We start from the raw sequence: 16865 nt of genomic DNA, 5'->3' as shown, positions 1-16865 counted from the left end.
GCACTTTTGGACAACGAAACTTTTTCCATTCTGCTCGACACGGTTGCGCGGTTTGTCGATGAACGGCTGATTCCCAACGAGGACCGGGTCGAGGAAGAAGACGCGGTGCCAGAGGAAATCCTCGACGAAATGCGCGAAATGGGCCTGTTCGGCCTGACAATACCAGAAGAGTATGGCGGACTGGGTCTTTCCGCGAGCGAGGAAGCGCGGGTCATTTTCGAAATGGGCCGCACATCCTTCGCCTATCGATCGGCAATTGGCACCACTGTCGGGATCGGCAGCCAGGGCATCGTGATGGATGGCACCGAAGAACAGAAGCGCGAATGGCTGCCCAGGCTTGCCGCAGGAATGATGGCCAGCTTTGCGCTGACCGAACCGGATGCCGGATCCGATGCCGCATCGATCAAGACCAGCGCTGATCTGGAAGGCGACGTCTACCGGATCAACGGAACGAAGCGCTACATCACCAACGCACCGCGCGCGGGAATGCTGACCGTAATGGCCCGAACCGACAGGAACGAGCCGGGGGCCAGGGGCATCTCGGCATTCATCGTTCCTGCAGATGCAAAAGGTATCAGTTTCGGCAAGCCCGACAAAAAGATGGGCCAGAAAGGCACTGTAACCAGCGACGTCATTTTCGATGATGTCGAAGTACCGGCGGCAAACATAATAGGCGGTGAGCCGGGCCGCGGGTTCAAGACTGCCATGAAAGTGCTCGATCGCGGCCGTGTTCATCTCTCCGCCCTCGCCAGCGGCATGTGCCACAGGCTGGTTCAGGAAAGCGTGCAATACGCGGTGCAGCGCAAACAGTTTGGCCAGCAGATCGCAGCCTTCCAGCTGGTTCAGGGATTGATTGCCGATAGTCAGACCGATGCGTACGCCTGCTGGTGCCTGACACAGGATGTCGCCAGGCGATTTGATGAAGGGCAACGCATCAGCCGTGATGTGGCGTCGGCGAAATACTTCACCAGCGAAGCACTTGGCAGGTGCGCCGACCGCGCTGTGCAGGTGCATGGCGGCGCAGGATACATGGCTGAATACAAGGTTGAGCGCTTCTACCGCGATGTGCGCCTGATGCGAATTTACGAGGGAACCAGCCAGATCCAGCAGACAATCATCGCCAAGGCATTGCTGCGCGAAGCCGGCATGAAGATTTGACACGGCAGGGCGGAAGGTGAGCGAACAGGGCGCAGAGGTGATTGGCCAATGGCAGTCGGCCATTGGCCGCGAACTGGTCCAGTCACAGGTGCTGGATGAGCAATCCTTGTACCGATATGCGCTTGCGCTCGGACTTGCGGCAGATTGCAAGGATCCTCCGCTTGGTCATTGGGCCTATTTCACGCCTGCCGTGCCCGATTCCGAAATCGGGACGGACGGGCACCCCAGGCGCGGAGATTTCCTGCCAGCGATTACCTTGCCGCGCCGGATGTTCGCCGGATCTTCGATGGAATTCAGGGGCGCTATGGAGCTTGGAGCCAAGGCCGCGCTTACCAGCACGATTGCGGATGTGAGCCATAAGGCGGGGCAATCAGGGGACCTTGTTTTTGTAAAGGTTGAGCGGCGGCTGGAGCAGCGCGGCAGTGTCAAACTTCGGGAACAGCAAACCTACGTTTATCGCGGCGATGGCCCGGCTGTGTCGATGCCCATACCGGCTGATCCGCATCCCCATGGCGAGGTCTGGTGCCCGGATGAAGTGAACCTGTTCCGTTTTTCAGCAGCAACCTTCAACAGTCACCGAATTCACTACGATCTCCCCTATACGGTGGAGACTGAAGGCTACCCGGCGCTGGTCGTCCACGGCCCCTTCACCGCTGCAAAGCTGGCAGGTCTGGCCAGCCGCGACGGCAAACTCTCCAGCTTTTCGTTCCGCGCGATGGCACCGCTGTTTCTTGGCCAGCCAATCTTCTTGCAAAAAGGGCTCGAGGCCGGAGAGTACAGTGCGGTGCGCGCCGATGGAACAATCGCAATGACCGCAAAGGTGAGTTTTCAATGACTGACTGGATCACCCTCGCCCGCGATGCGGCAGAAGCCGCGCGAAAATATTCGGCCAAGGTCGGGGCATCGACTGCATCGGTGATTGCAGCAGGCGGAAAAGTCGATCCGGCACTGGCTGATCAACACCAGCGCATTGTCCATGGATTCGCCTGGATTGCGACCACGTCAGAAACGCTTGCATCGACCGCAGGATGGGCAGATCGGGCGCACTCATCCGGTCATTTCGGCGAGCTTGAGGAACTGGTTCTTCGGATTGGCTTCGGCGAATATTGCGCGCAATTGGCCAGCGGAGTTCCGATGAGCCAGAACGAGATCGTTCGCCCGGGCGAACTTGGCTTGCTCGAAGAAGCCCGCGCTTTTCAGAACCACGAAAGCGTCGCCAAATTCCGCGACAACGGCAACACATGGCAAACGCGTGCGTCCTGCGCTGCGCTGCTGGCAAACGGTCAGCGGCCATTCGAGGGTTTTGGCGATGAAACGCTGGACATGATCCGTGACCAGTTCCGGGCATTCACCGCCGACCGTATCGCGCCAAATGCGCATCAATGGCACCTTGATGACGCTTTGATCCCGATCGAGGTGGTCGACGAGATGGCCCGGCTCGGCGTGTTCGGCGTTTGCATCGGCGAACAATATGGCGGCCTCGGTCTCGGCAAGACAGCAATGTGCCTCGTCTCCGAGGAGCTTTCGCGCGGGTGGATTTGTGCAGGGTCGCTCGGCACCAGATCGGAAATCGCGGGCGAACTGATCGGGGAGAACGGGACCGAAGCACAAAAGGCCGAATTCCTGCCCAGACTGGCTGACGGCTCCGTTCTGCCAACCGCAGTCTTCACAGAACCCGATACAGGATCCGACCTCGCCTCTGTCCGCACACGCGCCAGCCAGAACAGCAATGGCAATTGGCAGATCGACGGCGCGAAGACCTGGATCACCCACGCAGCGCGCGCCGATTTGATGACAGTGCTGTGCCGGACGGACCCTGACATTCCCGGCTATGGCGGCCTGTCGATGCTGCTGGCGCAAAAGACGCGCGGAACCGATGCCGATCCGTTTCCCGATAATGGCATCGCCGGTGACGAGATCGAGGTGCTGGGATACCGGGGCATGAAGGAATACACGCTCGGCTTTGACGGTTTCGAGGTTTCACAGGACGCTTTGCTCGGCGGTGCGGAGGGTCAAGGCTTCAAACAGTTGATGCGCACATTCGAGGGGGCTCGCATCCAGACAGCCGCCCGTGCGATTGGGGTTGGCTGGAACGCCTTCGATCTGGCCATCCGGTACGCGCTTGATCGCAAGCAATTCGCCAAACCGCTGATCGACTTTCCGCGAGTGGCTGACAAGCTGGCACTGATGGTTGCAGAACTGGTTATGGCGCGCGAGCTTACCTATGATGCGGCCCGGCACAAGGATCAGGGCAAACGCTGCGATATCGAGGCTGGCATGGCGAAACTGATTGCAGCACGCACCGCGTGGAGCAATGCCGACCTCAACGTGCAGATCCATGGCGGCAACGGTTATGCTCTGGAATACGAGGCAAGCCGGATCCTGTGTGACGCACGCATCCTCAACATCTTCGAAGGCGCGGCTGAAATTCAGGCCCATGTCATCGGGCGCGGTCTGGCCGCTGCCCACACCAAGGCCGACGACTGAACGCCAAAACAATCATCCGGTCCCGCCAGGGCCAAGACAATTCAGGAGTATCCGATGCCCGATCTTAGCGACATTGTAATCTGCGAACCTGTGCGCACAGCGGTTGGCGGATTTGGCGGAATGTACCGGTCCAAACAGGCGCATGAACTGGGTGTCGCAGCGGTCGCCGGTTTGCTGGAACGCACAAAGCTGCCCGGCGATGCAGTCGACGATGTGATTTTCGCGCAGTGCTATCCTACGATGGAAGCGCCCGCACTCGGGCGTGTTGTCGCACTCGATTCCGGCCTGCCGATCACCACCCCGGGCATGCAGATTGACCGCCGGTGCGGTTCCGGACTGCAGGCGATCATTTTCGGGGTGATGACCGTGGCCACGGGCGGCGGCGACCTGGTGATAGTGGGCGGCGCTGAATCGATGAGCAATGCGCAGTTTTACACTCACGACATTCGCTGGGGTCAGCAGGGCAATTTCGAAATGAAAGACGGCCTCCAGCGCGGCAGGCTGACCGCCGGGGGCAAAAACTTCCCTGTTCCTGGCGGGATGCTGGAAACTGCGGAAAACCTGCGGGTCAAACACTCCATCCCGCGTGAGCTGCAGGACGAATTCGCCTTCAATTCGCATCAGAAAGCGCTTGCTGCACAAGAAAACGGAATCTTCGATGATGAGATTGTTCCGGTCACCGTTCACGACCGCAAGAAGGGCGAACTGACGCTCGACCGCGATGAACATCCGCGCGCCGACATCAGCATGGACAAGCTTGGCGCACTGAAGCCGATACTCGCCCGGTCGATGGACGGTGCGACGGTGACGGCAGGGAATGCGAGCGGTCAGAACGATGGCGGTTCGGCTGCCATCGTTTGCACCCGCGCGATGGCTGACAGGCACGGATTGAAACCATTCGCCTCGTTGAAAAGCTGGGCAGTCGCCGGCGTCGGGCCGGAAGTGATGGGCATCGGCCCGGTCCCTGCAACTGAAAAGGCGCTGGACCGCGCCGGCCTCGGCTGGTCCGATATCGACCTGATCGAGCTGAACGAAGCATTTTCGGCGCAGGTTCTGGCGGTGCTGAAAGAATGGGGCGTTGCGCCCGATGATGACCGTCTGAACCCCCACGGATCAGGCATTTCACTGGGGCATCCGGTTGGCGCAACCGGTGGACGAATTCTCGCGACCCTGCTGCGAGAAATGGAACGCCGCACTGCCCGGTACGGTGTCGAAACAATGTGCATCGGCGGCGGACAGGGTCTGTCGGCAATTTTTGAACGCCACAGCTGACATGCTGAGCGTGCTGCACTGGACCTGGAACTGAATCGATGCGGCGGCTGATTGTCGGCGGCGCGGTATTGCTTGCGGCTGCGCTTGGCGTGGCAGCATACTTCCTGTTTATCAAAGTGCCGATCACCGACTATCCGGTGCCGGTTCGCGAAGGTGCAGCACCGCCAAATGTGCATGAGGAATCGGTTCTCGTCACCTCTGTCGGCATTCCGCTCAGGACTATCCAGCGCGGCCTCGAACAGGACATCCCCAGGCAGCTTTGGTCGATAGACCGCAAACTGGATGAATGCGTCCCCCGAAAACAGATCAGCATCCTTGGTCAGGATATTACCAAAACACCAAAAATCGGGTGCACCTTGCGAGGGTCGGTAAAGCGGGGACAGGTATCGGTGACGGGGCGCGGTGACCGGATAGTGGCCCGGTTCCCGGTCGATGCCATCGTCCGTGCCGAGGATGTGGGCGGGATCATCAAGCGGGAGACCGCGACTGGCCGGGCGTTCATCGAAGTGAGCGCGCGCTTCCTGGTAAGTGAAAACTGGCAGGCGGGTTCGGATGTCGAGATGTCCTATCGCTGGTCGAAAGAGCCTGGCATCGATTTCCTCGGCCAGCGGATCCGTTTCACCAGCGAAGCGGACAAGGAACTGAAACCGATCATCGAACGGATCGAGCGCAACCTCGAGCGTCAGATTGAAGCGCTGGATATAAAATCACAGGTCGCGCGTCTCTGGAAGCAGGGATTTATGGTCGAATCGCTCAATCAGGAAAATCCGCCAGTCTGGCTGCGACTGGAACCGCAGCAAGTCGGGGTTGGCGCATTCCGCGTGCAGGGCGGCCGCATGTCGACACGGGTAATGCTGCAGGCTGACACGCAAATTCTGGTGGGGGAAAAGCCGGACACGCCCACCCCAACCCCGCTCGGCAAGAATGCAGCGATCAAACTCGGATCCGGCTTTCGGGCCAACATCCCTGTCTTCGCCGATTATGCCGAATTGGAACCTGTGATCCTGCGCGCGCTGCAAAATCTCGCGAAAGACGGGCTCAAAAGAGACGGACTGGGGAGCATCGAAGCAAAGTTTCGCAAGGTCACTCTGTATCCCACCAGCGGTGGGCGCATCGCTGTCGGCATCGAGGCGGAGGTCCAGCCGATTGGCGAAAGGACGGGCGAACTGTGGAAACGCGGCAAGGGCGAAATCTGGCTTACCGCCAAGCCTATCACCCGGAAAGGAAGCGAAGTGCTCTCCTTCGACAAGCTGGAAGTCTACGGCAATATGGATAGCCTTTCAGGCGACCTGCTGCTGCGGGTTATGAGCACTGAAGAAGTGACATCGGAAATCGAGCGCGCTCTGGTCGAGGATTTTCAGTCGGATTACGAAGATGTTCTGGCCAAGGCGAAAAAGGGCCTGGAATCAGTCGCCATTGGCAAATCCCGGTTGAGCCTTGCCGTTAACGCGGTCGAACACGGCCAGATCATACCGACAAGCAAAGGCCTGTTTATGCCGCTTGCGGCATCGGGTGAAGCCCGCTTCGCCATGAACGAACTCTAGAGCCGCAGCCGGGCTTACAAGCGCACAGCCCCCCAAAGGGGTTGCAATCGAATTTGGGGATAGGTGGTGAGCCCTGCTGGGTTCGAACCAGCGACCTACTGATTAAAAGTCAGTTGCTCTACCGACTGAGCTAAGGGCCCACACTTTGTGGCGTCGATACCGGAGGCGTCACCTAGTGGTGGGGCGCGGCTTGGTCAAGCGGGCATTGAGTTGTCTGAGCGATAAAGATGAAATCGGGTCTCGCCACAGGGGGGCGATGGCCGATGCCGGGCCCAATACGAAGGCTCGCTGCCGGAAATGCGGGTGCGGTATGGCCAGAGTCGATGACGCCCAGATACCGCCGCTCCACATGATGATATCGAGATCCAGCACCCGTGCCTGCCAGCGGCCTCCGCGGCGCACACCGAATGCGCGTTCGATCTTTTTGAGCTGTCTCAACAATGATGAGGGTGCCTCGCTGCTCTCGATCATCGCAGCGGCATTTGCATAGCGCCGCCGTGACGGACCAAGCGGAGCGCTGCCAATAACTGGCGATGCCATCTCCAGACTGCCCAATTTATCAATCTCTCCGAACGCCGCACGGACAACCTGCGCGGGCTTTCCATAGACGGGATGAGGGATGTTCGACCCAAGGCCGATAAGATACCGATGGGTCAAAGGTATTGTCCCGCCCCGCCTGAAATCAGATGTCTTCGCAAAGCCTGCCGTAGAGCTGCGGCCGGCGATCCCTGAAAAAACCCATTCCAGCGCGGTGACGCGCCGCAAGGGCGAGGTCCAGAGTGGCCACCAACACGCCTTCCTCAGCCGCTCCGAATTCAGCGATCAGGTCACCCCATTCATTTGTGATGAAGCTGTGACCGTAAAAGCTCTGGCCGCCTTCTTTCCCGATTCTGTTTGCGGCGATAACCGGCATGCAATTCGACACCGAATGTCCTTGCATTGCGCGGCGCCACATCCGGCTGGTGTCGAATTCGGCGTCGTAGGGTTCCGATCCGATGGCAGTGGGATAGAAAAGCAGTTCCGCGCCTAGCAATGCCATCGCCCGCGCGCATTCCGGATACCACTGGTCCCAGCATATCCCGACGCCGATTTTGGTGCCGCAAACGTCCCAGACCTTGAAACCGTCATTCCCGGGCCGGAAATAGAATTTTTCTTCATATCCCGGGCCGTCGGGGATGTGGCTTTTGCGATAAGTGCCCATGATTTCACCATCGCTGCCGACCATTGCGATCGTGTTGTAATAATGGTGTCCATCGCGTTCGAAAAAGCTCACCGGTATCGCCACGCCCAGCTTCTTGGCGAGGCGGGTCATCGCAATCACGGAAGGATGTTCCAGCGTAGGCCGCGCGAGCGAAAACAAAGCCTCGTCTTCTTCACGGCAGAAATACGGGCCGGAAAAAAGCTCCGGCGGCAGGATAATCTGCGCGCCCTGCTCTGCTGCGTTTTCAATCAGCTGGCTAACGGCGTCGATATTTTCGCTCTCGTCATCGGAACCGAGCGATAGTTGAAGGGCGGCAACGGTGATTTCAGTCATGCTGCCGCCCTTAAACTCAGTCTGCTTTCTTGAACAGCAGTGTCATGCGGTCAGATTCGCCGACAGCTGTGTATTTAGCCCGGTCCTGATCTCCATAACGCAGGACGGGAGGGAGGGTCCAAACGCCGCCTTCCCAATCTGCCGGGTCAGCCGCGTTCGCGTTCACCTCAGACGTATCGACAAGTTCGAAGCCAAACGCCTTGAACAGCGCGATCACGTCGTCCTGCCGCAGATATCCACGCGTACCCATCGCCATCTCGTACGGCTGATCAGCTTTTGCGCGGTGCTGGACCACACCAACCAACCCGTCATCCGCGAGCATGGCACGGATATTGCGCAGTTCGGAATCGGCGCGGTTACCGTTGAGCAGACCGTGCATGGAGCGGAATATTAGCACGCGGTCGACATTGCCGGCGATGCCTTCCGGCAATTCGTCGCTTTCGAAAGCCATGATTTTTGCTGCATCCACGCCCGTCCATCCTGCGGCGATGCCAGGGAAACGCTGCGGCCAGCTCCTGCTTTGCGCCTCGGCTTCTGCATCGCGGAAACTGCGTTGGTCGGTGTCGCCGTCTACAGCGATATACTGACCGGTTCCTGCAACATAGGGGGCAAGCACGCGGGTATACCAGCCGCCGCCGGGCCCATATTCAACTACTGTGTGCTGCGGCTCTACCTGGAAGAATCCGAGTGTCTCCATGGGATTGCGGTACTGATCCCGGCCAAAGTCTTCGGCCCGTGTTTCGCTTGCCAGGACTTCCATCAGCGGCATGTTCATGGCGTGATCTTTCGCCCCATGATCAGCCGGGTGATCCCCCGATGCGTGGTGATCGGCATTCGCCGGTGCCGCAATGGCAAAGGCAGCGGCTGCAGTGGCAAGCATGATTGAACGCATAATTTCTCTCTCCGGGGATGATAAGTGTATCGCGGTGCCGCACTCTAAACTCGTTTGAGGCGATGACAATGGAACACCCGGTTCCTATCTGTGTTCCAACAATGCCCCCTCACCACTGGACAATGGAAAGACAGCGACATGGCAAACAGCGAGCAGGCAATCATCGCAGGTGGATGCTTCTGGTGCACAGAGGCGGTCTTCCGCGACGTGATCGGCGTCACCGAGGTGGAGAGCGGCTATATCGGCGGTACGGTGGAGAATCCGACCTACAAGCAGGTGTGCAGCGGCACCACCGGCCACGCAGAGGCGATCCGCGTCACGTATGATCCCGATGTGATCTCTCACGCCGAAATCCTCGACGTGTTTCTGGGAACGCATGATCCAACCCAGCTCAACCGTCAGGGCAACGATGTCGGCACCCAGTACCGCAGCGCGATCTTCCCGTTGGACGATGCCCAACGCGCCGAAGCCGAAGCCGCGATTGGACGCGCCAACGACGATCACGGCGGCAAGGTCGTGACGACGATCGAGGGGCCGGCAAAATGGTATCCGGCAGAGGATTACCATCAGGAATACTGGGAAGGTGAAGGGAAGCAGAACCCCTATTGCCTCGCCGTGATCCCGCCCAAGATCATGAAGCTGCGCAAGAGCTTTCAGGACAAGGTAAAGGCCTGAGCGTTATTTCCGCCAGCGCGCGACAAAGAAACCGTCCAGGCCGCCTTCATCGCGCAGCATTCCCGGATCAGTGCGCAGCCAGCCATCTTCGGTCGGCTGCAAATCGGCGGGTAATTCGTCAGCGGTAACTGGCTGCGCGGTCAGGCCGACACTGTCTGCCTGCGCCGCACCCTCCGCGCTTTCCAGAGAGCACACCGCATAGACGAGAGTGCTGCCATCGGGCAGCCAGCCGGCCGCCCGCTCCAATAGCGCATTCTGCAGTTCAGCCATTTCCTCGATCTGCCTGTCCCCGATCCGGTGAACCACATCCGGGTGGCGGCGGCATGTGCCGGTTGCAGTGCAAGGTGCGTCGAGCAGGATGGCATCGAATTGTTTGGCAGGCTGCCACGTCAGCGCGTTCGCCTTTATCACTTCAGCTTCCAGCCCGGTGCGCTTCAGGTTCTGCCTGACTTTTTCCAGGCGGCGTTCGCTGATGTCGAGCGAAGTGACCCGCCAGCCAGCCGCAGCCAGTTGCAGCGTCTTTCCGCCCGGCGCGGAACACAAATCGAGCACCCGCTTGCCTTCACCTCGCCCCAGCAAACGTGCAGGCAGCGAAGCGGCGAAATCCTGTACCCACCAATCACCGTCGCCAAATCCGGGCAATTGATCAATCGGCGTGCCTCTGGGCAGACGGATATGGCCGGGCGCGAGGCTGATCCCGCCCATCGCGGCGGCACGTTCCGCGGTTTCGTCCCAATTTTTCAGCGCCAAGTCGAGCGGCGGCGGGACGATCAGGCCCGATGCAATCGCTGAAGCACGCTCACCCCACCGCTCTGCCACATCGTCCGGCAGGGTGGGTGCATCGGGGAGCGTAATTTCTTGCTTCGTCAGTGTCGAAAACACCCCGTGTGCAAGCCTGCGCGGACCACCCGCAAGCAGGGGAAGTCCCGTCGCGATTACCGCATGAGGGGGCGTATCCAGCCGCAACCACTGCGCCAGCATCAGGCGCAGGACGGAGCGGGGCTTCGCATCATGCGGCAGGTTTTTCTTGGTTGCACTGTCGATGAGGCCGTCGAGATCGACCAGCCAGCGGAGCGTTTCGCCTGCAATCGCGCGCGACAATGCCTTGTCTGCTGGGCCGCGAATACTGCGCGTCGCGTTGCGCTCTGCATTTTCGAGCGTCTCACCGCGATGCAGCACCGCATCGATCATCTGAAGCGCAGCGCGGCGCGCGGGAAGTCCGGGAATGTCAGCCATACGGCTGCCTTAGTCGCGCTTGAAACCAACCGCCACCCCATGCGTTATACAAGTATGACGAAAGAGAAATCCAAAGCCGCCAAGACTTTCGAAAAGCCCAAGCACTGGACCAACGAACCAGTGCCTGAGCCGAAGGCAGTAGACCCGAAGAAAGACGAACCGCGCGAACTTAGCCCTACCCGCTACGGCGATTGGGAAAAAGACGGCATCGCCTGGGATTTCTGATCGCTAGAGCGATTTGAAAGTGACGTTCAGCCCGTCTTTTGGCTGCGGTATGGGCCACGGTTTCCACTCGGGGTCGTAACCTTCCTCGATCTCTATCGAATAGCGCGTCAGCAAATGCGCCATCAGGATCTTCACCTGCATATAGGCGAAGTGCAGGCCGAGGCACATGTGGGCTCCGCCGCCAAACGGTACCCACGCATATTTATGGCGCGCCTTAACCTGTTCAGGGGTGAAGCGCATCGGATCGAACTTTTCCGGTTCGTCCCAATATTCCTCCATCTGGTGGACCATCGCGATATTGATGCCCACCTGCGTGCCGGCAGGGATAGTGTACCCGCCATATTCGAAATCTTTCAGCGCCCTGCGCGGCATTGACGGGACCGGCGGGATCATCCGCAACGCTTCCTTGAACGCCATTTCGGTCAGCTCAAGCTTGCCCAGATCCTCATATGCCAGATCGCGCGGCTTACCATTCGCATCCAGACCGCCGGTTACTGCAAGAATTTCCTGGCGCAACTTGTCCTGCCATTCAGGGTGCCGGGCAAGCAGATATATGAGCGACGTGGCGCTGGAAGTGATGGTGTCATGTGCCGCCATCATCAGGAAATTCATGTGGTCGACAACTTCGTCGACGGGCAACAATTCGCCGTCTTCACGCGTGGCTGTAGCGAACTGACTGAACATATCCTGCCCGCCGCCTTCTTTCCGGCGGCGCAGCGTTTCCTTGGTGAAATAATCGACCAGGAATTCGCGCCCCTTCACGCCCTTGCGCATCAAGGTAAAGGGCAGAGGCTTGCGGATCGGCGCAACCGACGCCTGAACCATATAGACGAACGCCTCGTTGATCTTGTCTGCTTCCGGGCCCCATTCGATACCGATGAAACTGTCAGCGGCCAGATCCAGTGTCAGCTTCTTGATCGCCGGATAGAACTTCATCGGCTGGTCTGCCCAGCTGTCCACTTCCTGCGCAATCCCGCGATTGAGTGAACCTGAGTAATGCCGCATCGGGCCCGGCTTGAACGCAATCGACAATGCCCGCCGGTCAGCCCGGTGGTGATCGAAATCAATCAGCATGAGCCCGCGGGGAAACAGCTTGTCGAGGACTGGGCCCCATCCCTGTTCGGACGAAAATACCTTGTTGCGGTCGAACAGCATCAGCTCGTTTGCTTCCGCGCCGACCAGTGCAACCTGCCAGCCGCCAAACGCCTTGTTCTTGTAAACTCGCCCAAACCGCTCGATCATTTCGCGAGCGAACTTTGGCGGGTCGGCCAACATCTTGAAAGTGTTGCCAACCATCGGCCAGCCCGCATCGCCCGGGATATGATCCAGTGCGCCATCTGGCAGGCGATCGGTCCAGTGCCGCGGCGCAAAAGATGCATCGTGCGGTGCGGAAACGGTCTCGGTTTTTTCTGCCAGTGTAGCCATGGGGGTCTCCTTACTGACAAAAGTGTAAGTAAAACCCTACTTCAAGTCCAGCCCGACAATTCACGGCGGATGATATGTTCCAGCATGTCCATCCCGGCATCGCTCGTGTTGAGGCAGGCAAGCGCGGCTAAATGCTCACCGCCGGCCTCCTCGAATTGTTCCTTGCCCTGGATCGCCAGCTCTTCCAGCGTCTCGAGGCAATCTGCGGAAAATCCCGGCGCCGCGATCGCGACGCGCTTTACGCCTTCGCCAGCGAGCCGTTCCAGCGTGTCGTCTGTCGCCGGCTCCAGCCACTTGGCCGGTCCGAAGCGGGACTGAAAACTGGTTTCGAAACGCAGGCCTTGCCGCTGCGGGCCCATCGCTTCTTCCAGCAGCCGTGCGGTCTTGCGGCAATGGCAGTGATAGGGATCACCTAGCTCAAGCGTGCGCTGCGGCATCCCGTGAAAGCTGAGCAGGAGCACTTCAGGATCGAAATCCAGCGTGTCGATCTGTCTGCCGATATCGCTCGCCAACGCGGTGATATAGGCCGGATCGTCATGGTAAGGGGGCAAGGTGCGCAGCGATGTTTGCCAGCGCATTGCCTTCAGCTTGTCCGCCGCCTTGTCGACCACCGTCGCGGTCGTCGCCCCGGAATATTGCGGGTAAAGCGGCGCAAGCAGAATGCGATCGCAGCCAGCATCCATCAAATGTTGCAATTGGTCGGCGATAGTCGGCTTGCCATAGCGCATGGCCCAGGCAACTTTCACCCCGCTGCCCAGCCGGAGCTGCAACCCTTCGGCCTGCGCCTTCGTTATGTTCGCCAGAGGAGAGCCGTCTTCGGTCCAGACCTGGCTGTAGGCATGGGCCGATTTCTTGGGCCGTGTATTCAGGATGATACCCCGCAGGATCGGCTGCCACGCGATTGGCGGAATTTCGACAACGCGCCGGTCGGACAGGAATTCTGCGAGATATTTCTTCACCGCTTTGGGCGTGGGCGCTTCTGGTGTTCCCAAATTGACCACCAGCACCCCTACATTTCCGCTGTGCACTGCTGGGTGATCGGCGGGTAGATGTTGCGGTTGCCAGGTCATTGAAAATCAGAATCCTTCGGAAAACAGAGGCAGGTTGCGGAACCGCAGCCCGGTGGCAGAAAAAAGAGCATTCGCCACAGCAGGAGCGCATACGGCGGCCCCAAGTTCCCCGGGATCGAACGGTTCCGCCGAACTGGGGACGAATTCGACTTCGATTTCAGGACATTCGGCAAGCCTTGGCAGGTTCAGATCGCGCAGTCCCTGAGTGGTCGGCAATCCCCGCGCATATTCTGTACTTGCGCCCAGCGCCATGGAAAGACCGAAGATCAATCCGCCTTCTATCTGCTGACGCGCGATGTCGAGATTGACGATCCGGCCAATATCAACCGCCGCGCTCAGCTTCGAAACCCTGACCCCGCCTGTATCGAGCCGGGCGGTCGCAATGCAAGCAATCCGGCCGCCGGTTTCTTTCGAACCCATCCGGTGGCAGGCCAGCCCCTGCCCGCTCTGGTCGCGCCCGCCGTCCCATTCGGCCAGCCGCGCCGCCGCCTGAAGGCAGGTAACAAGCCGCACGTCGTCGCCCAGCATTTCAATCCGGTAAGACAGCGGCTCGCGCCCGAACATTGCGGCCGCTTCGTCGATGAAGCTCTCGGTAAAGAAAGCAGTATATCCGTGGGCATTGCCCCGCATGCGCGCAGTGGAAATGCCAATATCGGTGGGTACGTGCTCGACCACCACACTGGGTATGCCATAGGGCGGCATCGCCCCTTCCACGGTCAGCGGATCAGCTTTGCCCGACACCGCCTCACGCGCAGCCCACCGGGTCTTGTTTTCAAACAACCGCTGGCCGAATTCGAGAGCGGAAGGCGGCGCTGCGATACGGCTGTGCAGCGCGCTCAACTGCCCGCTGGAGCCGTCTTTGAAATCCGCCCACAGCAGGCCGACTGCCGGTGTTCTGGGGATGCCGGCCAGATGTTCCTGCCAGCGCGACCATACCAATTGCACCGGGCGGGGCCGTTCGAGCGACACCTCGCGGGCGATCAGCGCGATTTCCACCGCATGATCATGCTCCAGCCGGCGGTCGAAACTGCCCCCGGCAGGCATAGGGTAAAGGATCACGTCCTCCAGCGACAGGCCGATCGCCTGCGCGGCGGCCCTGCGCGCCCTTTCGGGAGCCTGGCTGGCGATCCAGATTTCCAGACGGCCATCGGCATAGCGGGCCGTGGCGCTGGCGGTTTCCAGCGCCGCATGCAGCGCTGGCGCCACGTGATAGCGCCGGGCGAAGTCCGGATCGTCGATTGAAACCCCGTCACCGCGCACTGCGATCCGGAAGCCCGCGCCGCTCCGCGCGGCATCGTTCAGCGCTTCCTGCCCGCGATAACTTTCGGCGATACCCTCCACCGAAAAGCGTGGCTGCATAGCTTCGACCACCTTGTCCGCAGTCCACCAGTCGGTTGCAACGGCGGCCAGCCACCGCTTCCCTTTCACGACATTCACGACCCGCGGATTGGCCTCCGCCGGTCCAATGTCGAATTCGGTAAGTTCCGCACGGTCGAGCGGCCCGTGCTTGATTGCGGCATAAACCATGTCTGGCAGGCGCACATCCGCTGCGAACAGATGTGTTCCGTCGACCTTCGACGGCAGATCAAGCCGGGGATACTCCGGCTCCGCCAATTCGGAACCGGGCAATGGCTGCTCAGCAATAACACCGGGGCGCAGCACGGGAATATCGGGGGCGTCTCGCTGTGCCGCTCCATCGGCCAGTTCGCCAAAGGAAAGCCGCCGATCACCGGCGATGACAAAGCCGGCTGCTGTATCGCATTCCTCGACACCAATCCCCCAGCGCTCTGCCGCCTCCTCTATGAAAACAGTCCGCGCCGAAGCTGCTGCATTGCGGCAGGCCATTTCGTAAGCGGCTAGAGAAGTCCCGTCTGCAGTCGCCGAAAACCGGGTGATCTGGGCGTAGCGTTCAGCCAGCATGTCGCCCGGCTCATCCGCAAGATCGGCGAACGTCGGCGTCCACAATGCAGCCCATTTGGCGGCAAGCGGGATGTTGGCATAGGCACCGCTTACCGGGGCGGGTTCAACTGCGATCTGGCGCCAGTCGGCACCTAGCTCGATGGCGATGATCTGCGGCAAAATGGTGGTAACACCTTGCCCCATCTCAGTCTGTGGAACAGCGACGGTAACGACCCCGTCCCGGGCTACTTTCAGCCACGCACCGAAAACCTGTTCGCCCCGCCCCGGGCTAAGCGGGGTCGGGAAGGTGCGCGGACGAAGACCCCATGCAACCAGCAAGCCGCCGCCGACTGCGGCGCCGACAAGCACCCCCCGGCGGCTGATTGCCATGGTCAGACAGCCTCCCTGTCGATCCAGCTCGCGAGCTTTGCCGCGATCGCCGAGAAAGCTTCAGCCTCTTCGCCGTCACCTGATGTATTCGGCGCACCGGCATCGCTCGCCTTGCGAATTTCAAGGGCCAGAGGAATGCGGCCTAGGAAAGGAATGCCCGTTCCCTCCGCAGCGGTTTCCACCCCGCCGCGCCCGAACGGGTCGCTTACTTCACCACAATGCGGGCACGCATATCCGGACATGTTTTCTACCAGCCCGATTATCGGCACCTTGCCCGAATCGAACAGATTGGCCGCACGCTGTGCATCGATCAGCGCCAGATCCTGCGGCGTCGAAACGATGACAGCGCCTTCCGGTTTGAATTTCTGCAGCATGGTCAGCTGTACATCCCCGGTTCCCGGCGGAAGATCGATCAGCAACAATTCGGTATCGCCCCAGTGCGCATCGACCAGCTGCGCCATCGCATTTCCGGCCATCGGCCCGCGCCAGGCAAGCGCCTTTCCAGGTTCAACCAGGTGCCCCATCGACAATAGCGGCACGCCGTGGCGACTCTGAACCGGCACGAGCTTGTCATCGCGGGCTTCCGGCTTGCCGCCTTTGGTATCGAGGATTGTGGGCTGCGAGGGGCCATAAACGTCAGCGTCGACCACGCCGACCTTGCGCCCCATGCGCGCAAGAGCAACCGCAAGATTGGCCGTCAGCGTCGACTTGCCGACCCCACCCTTGCCCGAACCGATCGCAATGATGCGCGGTTTCGGCGGGGGCGGAGCCCGGTCCGCGACCATCGCAACGCGCACTTCGGAAACGCCGTCGGCTGCGCCCAGCACATCCTTGGCTGCAGCTTCCAGCCCCGCACGTCCGGCCGCATCGAGACCTGAAGCCTCCAGCACCAGAGTGACCTTGCCATCTGCAAGTTTGAGTGTCTGCACCCGGGCTGCAATCGAGCCGGGCAGTCTTGCCTTCAATGCCTGTTCGTCCATCGGGTGCTGCCCTAGCATCAAATTCGCGCGCGCAACCCCTGTTTTTCCTACAATCGACACCTATAAAGGAAAGCATGG

At 60.2% G+C, this 16865-nt stretch carries 15 protein-coding genes and 1 tRNA gene; 7 read left to right on the top strand and 9 right to left on the bottom strand.

Going from position 1 to position 16865, the window contains the following annotated elements; translation table 11 throughout:
* The first annotated feature begins 6 nt into the window (after window positions 1-6).
* From GRI43_RS13395 to GRI43_RS13375, 5 genes are read left to right on the top strand one after another with little or no spacing between them, the layout of a single operon-like run.
* Window positions 7-1158 (top strand): acyl-CoA dehydrogenase family protein, encoded by a 1152-nt coding sequence (locus tag GRI43_RS13395; RefSeq protein ID WP_160731575.1) that lies wholly within the window; start codon window positions 7-9, stop codon window positions 1156-1158.
* 16 nt (window positions 1159-1174) lie between these two features.
* The gene (locus GRI43_RS13390; protein WP_338090054.1) at window positions 1175-1993 is read left to right on the top strand and encodes an HTD2 family dehydratase; all 819 of its coding nucleotides are present in this window, start codon (window positions 1175-1177) and stop codon (window positions 1991-1993) included.
* Window positions 1990-3645: an acyl-CoA dehydrogenase family protein gene (locus tag GRI43_RS13385; RefSeq protein WP_160731574.1), complete on the top strand. Its 1656-nt coding sequence runs from the start codon at window positions 1990-1992 to the stop codon at window positions 3643-3645. The genes GRI43_RS13390 and GRI43_RS13385 overlap by 4 nt, the downstream gene beginning before the upstream one ends.
* A gap of 54 nt (window positions 3646-3699) precedes the next feature.
* Window positions 3700-4917 (top strand): acetyl-CoA C-acetyltransferase, encoded by a 1218-nt coding sequence (locus tag GRI43_RS13380; protein ID WP_160731573.1) that lies wholly within the window; start codon window positions 3700-3702, stop codon window positions 4915-4917.
* Between the two features lie 38 nt (window positions 4918-4955).
* The gene (locus GRI43_RS13375; protein WP_160731572.1) at window positions 4956-6461 is read left to right on the top strand and encodes a DUF4403 family protein; all 1506 of its coding nucleotides are present in this window, start codon (window positions 4956-4958) and stop codon (window positions 6459-6461) included.
* A gap of 64 nt (window positions 6462-6525) precedes the next feature.
* Here the strand turns inward: GRI43_RS13375 and GRI43_RS13370 are convergent.
* The 4 genes from GRI43_RS13370 to GRI43_RS13355 form a co-directional block, all read right to left on the bottom strand.
* A tRNA-Lys gene (locus GRI43_RS13370) sits at window positions 6526-6601 on the bottom strand.
* A 28-nt stretch (window positions 6602-6629) separates the two neighbouring features.
* A complete protein-coding gene (folK, locus tag GRI43_RS13365; RefSeq protein ID WP_160731571.1) occupies window positions 6630-7118 on the bottom strand; it encodes a 2-amino-4-hydroxy-6-hydroxymethyldihydropteridine diphosphokinase in 489 nt (162 codons plus the stop codon).
* A 25-nt stretch (window positions 7119-7143) separates the two neighbouring features.
* Window positions 7144-7995, bottom strand: a complete 852-nt coding sequence (gene aguB, locus GRI43_RS13360; RefSeq protein WP_160731570.1) for an N-carbamoylputrescine amidase — start codon at window positions 7993-7995, stop codon at window positions 7144-7146.
* 16 nt (window positions 7996-8011) lie between these two features.
* Window positions 8012-8887, bottom strand: coding sequence for a class I SAM-dependent methyltransferase (locus tag GRI43_RS13355; RefSeq protein WP_160731569.1), 876 nt, complete (start codon window positions 8885-8887; stop codon window positions 8012-8014).
* Between the two features lie 138 nt (window positions 8888-9025).
* Here GRI43_RS13355 and msrA point away from each other — a divergent pair, with 138 nt between their 5' ends.
* Window positions 9026-9562, top strand: a complete 537-nt coding sequence (msrA, locus tag GRI43_RS13350; protein ID WP_160731568.1) for a peptide-methionine (S)-S-oxide reductase MsrA — start codon at window positions 9026-9028, stop codon at window positions 9560-9562.
* Between the two features lie 3 nt (window positions 9563-9565).
* On the opposite strand, the gene GRI43_RS13345 is transcribed toward msrA, so the two are convergent.
* Window positions 9566-10798, bottom strand: a complete 1233-nt coding sequence (locus GRI43_RS13345; RefSeq protein ID WP_160731567.1) for an RsmB/NOP family class I SAM-dependent RNA methyltransferase — start codon at window positions 10796-10798, stop codon at window positions 9566-9568.
* 54 nt (window positions 10799-10852) lie between these two features.
* On the opposite strand from GRI43_RS13345, the gene GRI43_RS13340 reads away from it, so the two are divergent.
* Window positions 10853-11023 carry a DUF1674 domain-containing protein gene (locus GRI43_RS13340; protein WP_160731566.1) on the top strand — a complete coding sequence of 57 codons (171 nt, stop codon included), beginning with the start codon at window positions 10853-10855 and terminating at the stop codon, window positions 11021-11023.
* A 3-nt stretch (window positions 11024-11026) separates the two neighbouring features.
* On the opposite strand, the gene GRI43_RS13335 is transcribed toward GRI43_RS13340, so the two are convergent.
* From GRI43_RS13335 to GRI43_RS13320, 4 genes are read right to left on the bottom strand one after another with little or no spacing between them, the layout of a single operon-like run.
* Window positions 11027-12448: a cytochrome P450 gene (locus GRI43_RS13335; protein WP_160731565.1), complete on the bottom strand. Its 1422-nt coding sequence runs from the start codon at window positions 12446-12448 to the stop codon at window positions 11027-11029.
* 41 nt (window positions 12449-12489) lie between these two features.
* On the bottom strand, window positions 12490-13518 hold the full coding sequence (hemH, locus tag GRI43_RS13330; protein WP_160731564.1) for a ferrochelatase: 1029 nt from the start codon (window positions 13516-13518) through the stop codon (window positions 12490-12492).
* Between the two features lie 6 nt (window positions 13519-13524).
* Window positions 13525-15807, bottom strand: coding sequence for a xanthine dehydrogenase family protein molybdopterin-binding subunit (locus tag GRI43_RS13325; protein ID WP_160731563.1), 2283 nt, complete (start codon window positions 15805-15807; stop codon window positions 13525-13527).
* Between the two features lie 2 nt (window positions 15808-15809).
* Window positions 15810-16805, bottom strand: coding sequence for an Mrp/NBP35 family ATP-binding protein (locus GRI43_RS13320; protein WP_276529154.1), 996 nt, complete (start codon window positions 16803-16805; stop codon window positions 15810-15812).
* Window positions 16806-16865: the final 60 nt, after the last annotated feature.

This window comes from Pontixanthobacter luteolus (assembly GCF_009828095.1).
GTDB lineage: Bacteria > Pseudomonadota > Alphaproteobacteria > Sphingomonadales > Sphingomonadaceae > Pontixanthobacter > Pontixanthobacter luteolus.
This window is presented reverse-complemented; position numbering and strand designations above follow the sequence as displayed.